Consider the following 12,122-nt stretch of genomic DNA (forward strand, 5'->3'; position numbering starts at 1 on the left):
CGCAGCCGGACCGCGTGGCGCGATGCGCCGGCGAACGCTTGATGGCGTTCAGTCAGTGAGTGTTTAGTGCAAAAAATTCGAACAATAGGGTCAGTTTTTTTCGCGCACGCAGATGTCCTGTTGCTCTAGACTTCTGGGACGCGACGCCCGGCAGCGATTCCGCACTTCCTTTCTTCTTCTGTTCTCTCTCTAATCGTCGCGTCCTGGATACTCCGCATGATTTGCATTGGCCCGCTTCAGGTGGACATCGACCGTCGCGAAGTATTTCTTCACGGCACACCTGTGCGGATCGGCAGCCGTGCGTTCGACATGCTCGCTGTGCTGATCGCCGCGAACGGCGGGCTCGTGTCGAAGAACGAAATGCTCAAGCAGGTCTGGCCGAATGCGGTCGTCGAAGAGAACAATCTGCAGGTGCATATGTCCACGCTGCGCAAGCTGCTCGGCGACAGCCGCGGGCTGATACAGACCGTATCGGGGCGCGGCTACAGGCTGGTGCACAGCGGATCGGCGGCGAGCGCGGCCTTAACGCCTGATGCCGGCGACCAACCCGAGGAGCGCGCTCAAAGCCGCAACGTCCAGCACAATCTGCCGGTTCATTTCTCCGCGCTGATCGGACGCGACAAGGCGCTGGACGACATCTCGCAGACGCTCGCCGCAGCCCGGCAAGTGACGCTAGTCGGTTCAGGCGGCATCGGCAAGACGCGCCTCGCGGTCGAAGTCGCGCGCGGCTTGCTGCCACGTTTTCCGGACGGTGTCTATCTGGTGCAACTCGCGTCCACTTCCGACGCAAACAGTGTCCTCGCGGCGTTCGCGGCCAGCGTCGGCGTGAATCCGGCCATCGGTCCGCTCACGCTCGCGCGCGTCGGCAAAGAACTCGGCGAGCGGCGCGTGCTGTTCGTGCTCGACAACTGCGAGCACGTGCTCGGCCCCGCCGCCGAACTCGCCGAGACGCTGCTCGGCGTGGGTCCGGCGATCTGCGTGCTGGCGACCAGCCGCGAGCCGCTGCGCATCGTGAACGAGCATCTGTATTGGGTCGCTTCGCTTCAGGTGCCCGCTCAGGACGATCAGAGCCAGGATGTCCTGCAATGCAGCGCCGTCGAGTTGTTCCTGTCGCGCGCTCGCGCGATCGACGCGCGTTTTTCCTCCGATGAAAAAAGCATTCACTTGACCGGCATGGTATGCCGCCGGCTCGACGGCATACCGCTTGCCATCGAACTGGCGGCGGCGCGCGCGGCGATCCTCGGCATTGAAACGCTCGCCGGCCATCTGGACGACCGCTTCAACATGCTGACGGGCGGCAACCGCACGGCTTTGCCGCGGCATCAGACCTTGAAGGCGACGCTCGACTGGAGCCATGCGCTGCTCGAGGACGCGGAGCGCACCACGCTGCGCAGGCTCGGCGTGTTCGCGGGCGGCTTCACGATGGAGGCGGCGATCGCCGTCGCCGGCGATGGCGCGTTGCATGAGATCGACGTGGTCACGGCGGTGTCGGGACTGGTCGAAAAATCGCTGGTGGTGACGCGCATGGAGCGCGACAGAGCGACGTATCGCCTGCTGGAGACCACGCGCGCCTACGCCACGCAGAAGCTCGAGGACAACGGCGAACGGAGCTACGTCACGCTGCAGCATGCGCGCTACTTTCTGAGCGTGCTGGAGCGCGAGGCGCCGCGTCGCGCCGACCCCGCGCTCACGCTCGGCGAGGGCTGGCACCAGCGCATGCGCGCATTGCTCGACGACCTGCGCGCGGCGCTGGCCTGGGCCCTATCGCCGAAGGGTGACGACGTGCTCGGCGAGACGCTGGCCGTGAAGTTCGTCTTTCTGCTCTACGAGCTGTCACTCGTCGACGAATGCCGCGTGTGGGCGAAACGGGCCCTCGACGCGGTGGACTCGGCGCATCAGGGTTCGGGTTCGACACGTCACCTGCGCGTGCGCATGCAGCTTCACGCGGGGCTGGCCGCGGCGCTCGTCTACCTCAACGGACCGAGCCGGGAAACCTTCGGCATCTGGTCGGAGATTCTGGCGTCGGCGATCGCGCTAGGCGACCCCGTGTTCGAGGCGCGTGCTTTGTGGGGCATGTGGAATGCGAACCAGTCGTCCGGCGCGGCGCGCAATGCGCAAGCGTTTGCACGCCGCTTTGCCTTGCTCGCCGCCGAGGTGGGTGACACGAGCGGAACGATTCTGGGCTACCGGTTGCTCGGAATCGCGGCCCATTACTGCGGCGATCAACAGCAGGCTCGTGCGTCGCTCGAACAACTGCTGGAACACAGCGAGAACCTGCAACATGGCCTGCCGCTCGGGCAGTCGGTGGATCAGCGCATCGTCGGCCGCGCGACCCTCGCGCGGGTGTTGTGGCTGCAGGGCTTGCGCGATCAGGCGCTAAAGCTCGCGGAAGACAGCGTCATCGCTGCATGCGATCAGCAACAGGCGATTGTCACCTGCTATGTGCTGGTGGAAGCGTTGGTGCCGCTGATGCTGCTGTCCGGCAAACGCGAACGCGCGGCGCAAGCGATCGCGTTGCTAAAGGAAGCGTCCGGGCGCGCGGGTCTGAGCGTCGCGCAGGCCTGCTGCCGCTGCTTCGACGAATATCTGCGGTCAATGCGCGACGATGGTGCGCACGACCCGCAAGCGTTTCGCGCGGCGCTGGACGATCTGGAGTCGCTCGACTTCGGCGCGCCCCGCGCGATGCTGATCGGGCAATACAGCCTCGCACTCGGACGCGCGGGGCGGCGGGAAGAGGGCATCGCCACCGTGGTCGACGCGCTGGCGCGCTGCGACGAAACCGGCGACCACTGGTATGCCGCGGAACTCCGGCGTATTCATGGCGAATTGCTGTTCATGGGGCAGGCCGACCTGCCGCAATCCGGCTCGGCGATCCGGGATGCGGAGGCCTGTCTGCTGGCGGCGCTGGAACTCTCGCTGGTGCAAGGCTGCCGCTCGTTGCAGTTGCGCGCCGCGACCACGCTTGGCGGACTCTGGCACCTGCAAGGCCGAAGCGCGGACGCCGCGCACCTGTTGCAATCCGCCTGCGCGAGCGTTACCGAAGGCCTCGACTGGGACGATTACCAGGCCGCCGCGCATCTGCTGCGGATCACGGCATCGGACAGTGCGGCGGGCGCTGCCGGGTCGACGGTGTGCCCGCCGGCCTCCGATCGCACCGCGGACGCGCTCGACGTCGCGCCGCCACGCCGCATCAAGGCGCGCAACTGAACGGTCCTCAGCCGTGCAACATCCTCTGTTGCGCCACCTCGTCGATCAGATCCGGCTGGTCCAACTGGTCGACCCACCAGCGCAGCGCCTTGCCGGCTTCGTCGCTGCGCCACGCGAGAAAGAAATGCGTGACATCGCGCATGCCCAGCACTTCCTTCTTCACCAGTTCGCCCCGGCTCAACGGCTCGGCGGCCAGACACTCCGGAATCGTGCCGACCGCGAGCCCTTTGATTTGCGCGGCGAGTTTGGCCTCGAGCGTCGGCACTGTCATGACTTCCTGATTCGCGGCGAGCGCGATGGTGCGCGGCGCGAGCTTGCGCGACGTATCGCCGATCGCCACGGCGCGATGCCGGGCGACCGTCGCCAGCGTCAGCGGCCCCGGCACCGCGGCGAGCGGATGCTGCGGCGCCACCACGAACAGATGACGCAACGAGCCGATCGGCTTTGCCACCAGGTTGGGAATTTGCGGCGGCTCGCCGGCCGCGCCGACGACCAGGTCGGCGCGGCGCGTCAACAGCGCATCCCACGAGCCGCCCAGCACTTCTTTCGACAGATTCAGCCGCGTATCCATCTGCAGCTTGTAGAACGCGTCCACATGGTCCCATAGCAGGTCGAACGGAATGATCTCGTCGACGGCGATGCGCAGCTCCGACTCCCAGCCGTGCTGGATACGTTTCGCCTTGCATTCGAGATCTTCCGCCGCCTCCAGAAGACGCCGCCCTTCCTCCACGACCACCCGTCCCGCATGCGTGAGGATCGCGCGACGGCCGCTGCGGTCGAACAGTTTGACGCCGAGATCGAGCTCCAGCTTCTGGACCAGGTACGACAGCGAAGACGGCACCTTGTGAAGCTGTTCCGCCGCACTGGCGAAGGTGCCGGTCCGATCGATGGCGTCGAGCACCTGCAGAACTTCGAACGAGAGATTCATGTCGTACAGCCGGCAGTGAAGGGTACGTCAGCATACTGGAATCCCGGCTTCGCGAGCGCATTGCGCGACGGTCGGCGGCGCCGGTCTCCACCACCTTTTTCAGTCAGCTTCTGCGAGCGTGCGCCGGCTGCCTGGTATCCGCGTGATTCAGGTGTTTTCAGAGCTATTTCAGGACATTTTGCCGACACTCGCCTAGTTTAGGGGGATCGGCACAGCGGAGCCGCGCCGTCCTCCGGCGACGATTTTTTCGGCGCTTTCTTTTGATCTGCCGGCCGCGGTCGCGACGTTTTCAGCGCCCGGTCGATTTCCAATTACCGTGAAAAGGAGTCAAGCATGGCCAACAAAACCATTGCCGCCTATCTCGCCGGCACGCTCGCGGCAGCGGGCGTCGAACGGATCTGGGGCGTGACGGGCGACAGTCTGAACGGTCTCGCCTTCAGCCTCGACGAGGTCGGCTCGATCCGCTGGATGCATACCCGTCACGAAGAAGCGGCCGCCTTCGCGGCCGGCGCCGACGCGGCTTCGAGCGGGCGTCTCGCGGTGTGCGCCGGCAGTTGCGGCCCGGGCAACCTGCATCTGATCAACGGTCTGTTCGATTGCCATCGCAATCAACAGCCGGTGCTCGCGATCGCGGCGCATATCCCGTCGACGGAAATCGGCCTTGGGTACTTTCAGGAAACGCATCCGCAGGAGCTTTTCAAGGAGTGCAGCCACTACGTCGAACTGGTGTCCTCCGCAGCGCAGTTTCCGCGCGTGCTGGCGCGCGCGATGCGCACCGCGGTGGAACAGCGCGGCGTCGCCGTGATCGTGCTGCCGGGCGACGTGGCCTTGAGCGAGGGACCGGCTGAAGCGCCGTCGTGGACCGAAAGCGCACCGCCGCGCATCATCCCCGCCGAGGCGGATCTCGATCGGCTCGCGGCGATGCTGAACGCGTCCGACGCGGTCACGATCATGTGCGGCAGCGGCACGCAAGGCGCGCACGACGAAGTGGTTGCGCTCGCCGACACGCTCGGCGCGCCGGTGGTGCATGCGTTGCGCGGCAAGCAGTACATCGAGTACGACAATCCGTACGACGTCGGCATGACCGGGCTGATCGGCTTCAGCTCGGGCTATCACGCCATGATGTCGTGCGACACGCTGCTCTTGCTAGGCTGCGATTTCCCCTATCGGCCGTTCTATCCGGCCGACGCGAAGATCATCCAGATCGACTGGAAAGGCTCCCAGCTCGGGCATCGCGCGCCGCTTGCGCTGGGCCTCGTCGGCACGGTCAAGGAAACCGTCGCCGCGACCTTGCCGAAGCTGCAGCGCAAGACGGACCGCGGGTTCATCGACAACGCCCGCAAGCACTACGTGTCCGCACGCAAGGGGCTGGACGATCTCGCGACGCCGGCCGGCCCGGGCCGCCCGATCCATCCGCAATATCTGGCGAAGATGATCGACGAGGCCGCGAGCGACGACGCGATCTTCACCGCCGATGTCGGCACGCCGACCGTCTGGGCCGCGCGCTATCTGACCATGAACGGCAAGCGCCAGTTGCACGGCTCGTTCAACCACGGCTCGATGGCCAATGCGATGCCCCAGGCGCTCGGCGCACAGGGCGCGCATCCGGGGCGCCAGGTCGTGTCGCTGTCGGGTGACGGCGGGCTGTCGATGCTGCTCGGCGATCTGCTCACCGCGCGGCAGCTCGACTTGCCGATCAAGGTGGTGGTGTTCAACAACAGCCTGCTTGGCTTCGTCTCGATGGAGTTGAAGGCGGGCGGCTATCTCGACACCAACGTCGATCTCGCCAAAACCGATTTCGCGGCGATCGCGAAAGGGGCGGGCATTTTCAGCATTCGCGTCGAAGAGTCGGAAGACGTGGCGGGCGCGCTGAAGCAGGCATTCGACCATCCCGGCCCGGCGCTGGTGGACGTGGTCACGTCGAAACATGAGCTGGCCATGCCGCCGACGATCGAGCTCGCACAGGCCAAGGGCTTCAGCCTCTACATGATGCGCGCGATCCTCAACGGTCGCGGCGACGAGATCGTCGAACTGGCGCGCACCAACTTGCGCTAGCCGCGCAAAGCAGGTCGCGGTGAGGCGAGGCGCCCGGGGTTCCGGGCGCCCGTTGGGCAAACTCCGTATGCGCGGAGGGGATTTCTGCCGCGCACGGATTAGCGCAACTCATGGGTCGAGATTGCATGCCCGCCGATGCATTCAACCCAAACGCATCAACCCAAACGCATCAACCCAAACGCATCAACCCAAACGCATCAACCCAAACGCATCAACCCAAACGCATGCCGCACAGCGCATGTGTAAAAAACGTGCGAATCCGCAAATGCGCCGCCCCCGCGCATCGCAAACTACGCAACGTAGACAGATAGCGGTATTCGCTTGGGCTTAACGGCCGGCGGACGAGAAAACAACGCGCTGGCAAAGGCACCAGCAAGCGCCCCAACAAGCGCGCGAACAACCCAAGTCGAGCGATTCACGAGAGCCCTATGACCCAGCAAGCGGATGCCACCAGCGCGGCCCTGCCTCGATGGCGCGACGAGCTGAACACATACTGGAAGGACGACGGCCCGCGCTTTCGCCATATCGCGAAGGTGGCCGTTGCGATGACGCTCGCGATGGGTCTGTGCATGCGCCTCGAACTGCGCACGCCGGCCACGGCGATGGTCTCGTGCGTGATCGTGATGATGCATCAGCAAAGCGGCATGGTGATCGCGCGAGGGTTCTATCGCGGGTTGGGCATGGTGGGCGGCAGCTTCGCGGGTCTGCTGCTGATCGCGTTGTTCCCGCAACAGCCGCTGCTGTTTCTGACCGCGCTGGCCGTGTGGATCGGTGTGTGCGTGTTCGGCGCCGCCTACTACCGCAATTTCCAGTCGTATGGGTTCGTGCTGACCGGCTACGGCACGGCCATCACGGCGATACCCGTGTGGTCGAATCCGTACGGCGTCTATGACAACGTCGTGTTCACCGTCAGCGAAGTCGCGATCGGCGTGGTGTGCGCGAGCATGGTGAGCGCGGTGGTGTTCCCGCAGTCGGTCGCGCCGGCGCTCTACGCGGCGAGCCGCAAGAACTTCACGAACCTGCTCAACGCGATGCATACGGTACTCGACCGCGCGACGAGCGTTGCGGGCTTCGACACTTTTCTCGATCTGATCCGCGAGCGCGTCGGCGTGGAAAGTCTGCGCAGCGGCGCAGTGTTCGAGGACCCGTCCATTCGCCTGCGCAACCATGTCTATCTCGATCTCGACCGGAGTTTTCTCGACACCGTCACGTGGATTCATGCACTGCACCAGTTGAAGGCGCGGGTCGCCTCCGAGGCCGAGCCGCGCTCGCTCGCGGCAGTCGAGCAGCTGATCGGCGGCCTGCTCGCCATTGTGCCGAACGACGCACCGCCTCAGCTGGTCACGATGGAACAGGTCGAGGCCATGTCGAGCCGCCTCGACGCCTTCGAGCGTGAGTTGCCGGCGTTTCTGGGCCGCTTGCTCGCCTCGCTCGCCGATCTCTCGCCGCATCAACGTCAGTTCGTGGCGACCACCGGCGCGGCGTTGTTCTTCTCGATCGCCGATTTGCGCCTGATGTGCCGAAGCTACGTCGACGCACGCACGGTGGGCCGCCTGCCGTGGTCGCAGTCGGTGCTGCAGGCCATTACCCGGATCGGCAGAACCCGCGCTACCGCCAACCGTGCAGCCGCGACGATCGCCGGCGCGCGCTCGGCCGTGGCGGTGCTGATAGTCGGCGCGGTATGGATCGGCTCCGGCTGGGTCGGCGGCGCGACCGCGATTGTCGCGGTGGCGATCACGAGTGCGCTGTTCGCGCTCGCGCCCAATCCGGCGGTCGCAAGCTGGCAGATCTTCGCCGGCTGCCTGGGCGGCTGGCTCACCGGCTTCGCGTTCAACTTTCTCGTGCTGCCGCATATCGATACGTTCGAGTTGCTCGCTGCTTCGATGGCGATCATCGTGATGGTGGGCAGCTATCTGAATACATTCATGAAGACGGCGATCCTCGGGCTCGGCTTCAGCCTGTACTTCTGTTTCATTGTCGGCATCACGAATCCCACCGTTTATAACCCGAGTGCCTATCTCGATACCGGCTTCGCGCTGCTGTGCGGTATCGCGGTCGCCGCCGTCGCGTTTTCGGTGCTCGCGCCACGCGCGGGCGACTGGATTTCCGCGCAATACAAGAAGCAGATTCGCGGGCTGATCTCGCATGACGCTCGCGACGGCGACCTCGACGATCTGCTGTACAGCTTCGAATTGAGCTTGCGGGACTTCATCCTGCAGATCGCGTCAGCGCCGGTCGACGCGCGCGTGGACCGCGATCATCTGATCGGCTGGGCGTTCGCCGCGCTGGAGATCGGCCGTTCGATGATCCAGGTGCGCCTCGATAGCGAACGGCTCGCCGCGATCCTGCCGGCGGGCTGGCCCGCGGAGCAGGACGCGTGGCTGGGCGCGCTTGCCGACGTGTTCGTGGACGCCACGCCGCGGGCGGCCGAACGCGCGTTGACGGCGACGCGCAGGGCGCTGGACCTGCTGCCGCTCGGGCCGAATATCGCAGTCGACGCGCAGACGCTCGCGCGCTACCGGATGCGGGCGCTGCTGCATTTCACCGAACTGACGCTGCGCGACGAGAGCCTTGCCCTATGGCAAACCGGCGGGGTGCAGGCATGAAGCCCGCGCGCCCATGCTGGTCACTGCGCGCGCTGTGGCGGCCGGTGGCGGCCGCGCTCGCGTGTGCTGTGCTGCTGTCGGCCTGCATCGACAGCGGCGGCATCCATACGCGCGAATCGATGCTCGATCCCGCGACACTCGACCCAGGCGCCGCGCTGCGCGCCACGCAAGCCGACGCGAAGTGGCCGGCGAGCGGGTGGTGGCGTCAATGGAACGATCCGCAGCTCGATATGCTGGTGCAGGACGCTACCCAAGGCAACCCCGGCTTACGCGCGGTCGAGCAGCGGATCGAGGCGGCGCGCTTCCAGGCGCAGATCGCCGGCGCCGCCGAACTGCCGCAACTCGACGCGAGCGGCAGTTTCGAGCGCAGGCGTTACGCGCGCTACACGACCCCGGCGCCGCCGGGCGGCACCACGGTGTGGAGCAACAACATCCAGGCGGACCTTTCCTATGACCTCGATCTGTGGGGCAAGTCGCGCGCGCTTCGCGAAGGCGCGCTGGACAACGTGCATGCGGTGGCCGCGGACGCGCGCTTCGCGGAGGTCGAACTGCAGACCGCCGTGGTGCGCAGCTACGTGCAACTGGCGCTCGAGTATGCGTTGCTCGACGTCTACGACGCCGTGCAAACCGAACAGCAACGCACCGTCGACATCGCGACGCGCCGCTGGCGCGCGGGCGTCGGCAGCGGGCTCGAGGTCAGCCAGGCGCAGACCCAGCTCGCGATGAGCACGACGCGGGTGCGCGAGGCGCAGCAGCAGCTTGCGCTCGCGCGCATCGGTATCGCCGCGCTCGTCGGCAAGGGGCCGGGGTATGGCGATACGCTGCGCCGGCCAAGCCTCGCGCTGAGCGTGCCGGTGGTCTTGCCGGCCTCGCTGCCAGCCGAGTTGATCGGGCACCGCGCGGACGTGGTGGCGGGGCGCTGGCGCGTGCTCGAAGCGGACAAGGGTATCGACGCGGCGCACGCCGACTTCTATCCGGACATCAATCTGATCGCGACCGCGTCGCTCGGGTCGGCGGCGACGTTCGGCGGCTTCTTCAACTTCGTCAATAGCGACGGCCTGGGCCACGGCGTGGGCGCGGCGATCTCGCTGCCGATCTTCGACGGTGGCCGGCGGCGCGGCAATTACGGTGTCGCGGTGGCGTCGCGCGATGCCGCCGTGGATGCGTACAACCAGAGCGTGGTGAATGCGATGCAGGGCGTCGCGGCGCAGGTCGTCTCGCTGCGTTCGCTCGAAGAGCAGCAGGCGTCGATTGAAAACACGCTCGGTTCGGCGCGCAAATCGTTTCAGCTCGCCGACGCCGGCTATCGCAGCGGCATCACCGAGTTTCTCAATGTGTTGGCGGCGCAGGCCGCCCAGTTGCAGCAGGAGGAAAGCCTGGCGGCGGTGCAGGCCAGGCGGCTCGATGCATGGGCGCTGCTGATGAAGGAGCTGGGCGGTGGTTTCGCCTCCGCGCCGCCGGATCACACGCCGCAAGGAGTGGCCGATGCCGGGCGAAATTGACCTGTTTTCACTGCTCGTGCCCGGCCTGTTGCCGATTCTCGCCGGTTGCGTGCTGCTGTTCGTCGTGCTCGACCTGGTGCTGGCGCGGCTTGGCTTCTATCGCTACACCTGGCATCCGAGCCTGTTCCGGGTGGCGCTCTTCGCTGCGCTCTTCAGCGGCGCTTCGCTGCTGCTGTGGCAATGAGCGCCGTCCTTCACTCATCCCCATGAACCCACTGACTGTTCACGCTCACGCCAGGTCACCAAGATGAAAATGCAATCCATCCTGCGCGCCATTTTTACGCTTACGCTTCTCGTGGTGGCGATCGCGCTGGTCCGCATGCTGTGGCTCGACTACATGTTCTCGCCGTGGACGCGCGACGGCCGGGTTCGCGCGCAGGTCGTGCAGGTCGCCACCGATGTGTCGGGGCTGGTGAGGGAAGTGCGCGTGAAGGACAACCAGCTGGTGCGCAAGGGCGACATTCTGTTCGTGCTCGACCCGGCGCGCTTCCATTACGCAGTCGCGCAGGCCGACGCCGACCTTCTGCGCGCCCAGGCGCAACTGGCGCAGGCCAAGGCGCGCATGGCCGCGAGCGAATCCGGCTTCGCGATGAAGCGCGCTCAGGCGGCGCGCCGCGCCAACCTGACCGGCGATGTGATCTCGGACGAAACGCGGCTGGATTCGGCTTCGCTCGCCAAACAGTCCGAAGCCGACTATTCCGCCGACGTCGCCGCCTACGGCGCGGCGCAAGCCGCGGTCAAGGCGGCCGTGGTGGCCCAGCAGACGGCCGTGCTGAACCTGACGCGCAGCGAGGTGCGCGCGCCCTCGGACGGTTTCATCACCAACCTGAACCTGTATCCGGGCGATTTCGCCACGGCCGGCACGGCGCGCATGGCGTTGATCGACTCGCACTCGTTCTGGGTCTACGGCTACTTCGAAGAAACGAAACTGCCGCGCGTGCATGTCGGGGATCAGGCGGTGGTGCGGCTGATGTCGGGCGGCAAGGATATCCAGGGGCACGTCGACAGCCTGGCGAGCGGGATTGCCGACCGCGACAACCCGACCAGCAACGGCGATCTGCTGGCGGACGTCAATCCGATCTTCACGTGGGTGCGGCTCGCCCAGCGGGTGCCGGTGCGGATCCACCTCGACCAGATTCCCGCCGGCGTCAAGCTTGCGATGGGCATGACCTGCACGGTCACGCTGCGGCCGCAAAGCCATTGATCGCGACGCCGTGCCCGCCCCGGTGTGGGGCAGGCTCTGGCAAACCGCGGGTTGGGCGAGCGAGCTACGCCATCGTGCGAATTTGAAAAAGTCGCGGCTGCAACCGGTTCACAGTGTCGGTCAGCGCGACCCCGGCAGCCGGCACGTCAGATGCCGTCGCCGGGTTGCGATTCATTGTTTTCCAACAAACGCATCTTGCGGAGAAAATCATCATGAAGGCAAAGTGGACACTCGTGTTTCTGGCAGCGTCGGCGTTCGGCGCGATGTGCCAGCAGGCAAACGCGCAGGTGGCGGGCGCGCAGCCGATCGGCATCAGCGTGGAGCAGGCGGAACTCGTCGTCGAAGGCTGGAGCGTCAAGAAGAGCCTGCTCGGCAAGAGCATCTACAACGACAGCGGCGAGAAAGTCGGCGTGCTTCACGACATCATCATCGCGCCGGACAACGCCGTCTCCTTCGGGATCGTGGCGGCTCACCAGTTCCTCGGCGTGTCCCAGCACGACGTGGCGATTCCCATGTCGCAACTGGACTATGTGAACGGCAAGCTCGTTTGGGCCGGCGCCACGCGTCAGGTGGTCAAGGAGCTCCCGACCTTCGTCTATGCGAAGGTTCGCGCGGTTCCT

Annotated in this window: 8 protein-coding genes; 7 read left to right on the plus strand and 1 reads right to left on the minus strand. The window is 66.0% G+C overall.

Features of this window, described 5'->3' with window-relative positions; translation table 11 throughout:
* The first annotated feature begins 216 nt into the window (after positions 1-216).
* Positions 217-3,207 carry an ATP-binding protein gene (locus tag P0D71_RS23730; protein WP_408482394.1) on the plus strand — a complete coding sequence of 997 codons (2,991 nt, stop codon included), beginning with the start codon at positions 217-219 and terminating at the stop codon, positions 3,205-3,207.
* A gap of 7 nt (positions 3,208-3,214) precedes the next feature.
* Here the strand turns inward: P0D71_RS23730 and P0D71_RS23735 are convergent, their stop codons facing one another.
* Complete coding sequence (locus P0D71_RS23735; RefSeq protein ID WP_408302704.1) at positions 3,215-4,135, minus strand: LysR family transcriptional regulator; 921 nt, start codon at positions 4,133-4,135, stop codon at positions 3,215-3,217.
* A gap of 333 nt (positions 4,136-4,468) precedes the next feature.
* On the opposite strand from P0D71_RS23735, the gene poxB reads away from it, so the two are divergent.
* From poxB to P0D71_RS23765, 6 genes are all read left to right on the plus strand, one after another.
* Positions 4,469-6,190: a ubiquinone-dependent pyruvate dehydrogenase gene (gene poxB / locus P0D71_RS23740; RefSeq protein ID WP_091803355.1), complete on the plus strand. Its 1,722-nt coding sequence runs from the start codon at positions 4,469-4,471 to the stop codon at positions 6,188-6,190.
* Positions 6,191-6,618: 428 nt separating this feature from the next.
* A complete protein-coding gene (locus tag P0D71_RS23745) occupies positions 6,619-8,796 on the plus strand; it encodes an FUSC family protein (protein ID WP_408482396.1) in 2,178 nt (725 codons plus the stop codon).
* Positions 8,793-10,298: an efflux transporter outer membrane subunit gene (locus P0D71_RS23750; protein WP_408482398.1), complete on the plus strand. Its 1,506-nt coding sequence runs from the start codon at positions 8,793-8,795 to the stop codon at positions 10,296-10,298. The genes P0D71_RS23745 and P0D71_RS23750 overlap by 4 nt, the downstream gene beginning before the upstream one ends.
* Positions 10,282-10,482, plus strand: a complete 201-nt coding sequence (locus tag P0D71_RS23755) for a DUF1656 domain-containing protein (protein ID WP_091803346.1) — start codon at positions 10,282-10,284, stop codon at positions 10,480-10,482. Before P0D71_RS23750 ends, P0D71_RS23755 begins: the two co-directional genes overlap by 17 nt.
* A gap of 63 nt (positions 10,483-10,545) precedes the next feature.
* Positions 10,546-11,502, plus strand: a complete 957-nt coding sequence (locus P0D71_RS23760; RefSeq protein ID WP_408482399.1) for an HlyD family secretion protein — start codon at positions 10,546-10,548, stop codon at positions 11,500-11,502.
* A gap of 212 nt (positions 11,503-11,714) precedes the next feature.
* A partial coding sequence (locus P0D71_RS23765) for a PRC-barrel domain-containing protein (RefSeq protein WP_408482401.1) occupies positions 11,715-12,122 on the plus strand: 408 nt, incomplete at its 3' end.

Source organism: Paraburkholderia sp. RL17-383-BIF-A, assembly GCF_046028015.1.
Taxonomy (GTDB): Bacteria; Pseudomonadota; Gammaproteobacteria; order Burkholderiales; family Burkholderiaceae; genus Paraburkholderia.

Excerpts from the sequence above, each read along its gene's own strand:
- P0D71_RS23730 (WP_408482394.1), top strand. The coding sequence starts at position 217 with ATGATTTGCATTGGCCCGCTTCAGGTGGACATCGACCGTCGCGAAGTA.
- P0D71_RS23735 (WP_408302704.1), bottom strand. The coding sequence starts at position 4,135 with ATGAATCTCTCGTTCGAAGTTCTGCAGGTGCTCGACGCCATCGATCGG.
- poxB (WP_091803355.1), top strand. The coding sequence starts at position 4,469 with ATGGCCAACAAAACCATTGCCGCCTATCTCGCCGGCACGCTCGCGGCA.
- P0D71_RS23745 (WP_408482396.1), top strand. The coding sequence starts at position 6,619 with ATGACCCAGCAAGCGGATGCCACCAGCGCGGCCCTGCCTCGATGGCGC.
- P0D71_RS23750 (WP_408482398.1), top strand. The coding sequence starts at position 8,793 with ATGAAGCCCGCGCGCCCATGCTGGTCACTGCGCGCGCTGTGGCGGCCG.
- P0D71_RS23755 (WP_091803346.1), top strand. The coding sequence starts at position 10,282 with ATGCCGGGCGAAATTGACCTGTTTTCACTGCTCGTGCCCGGCCTGTTG.
- P0D71_RS23760 (WP_408482399.1), top strand. The coding sequence starts at position 10,546 with ATGAAAATGCAATCCATCCTGCGCGCCATTTTTACGCTTACGCTTCTC.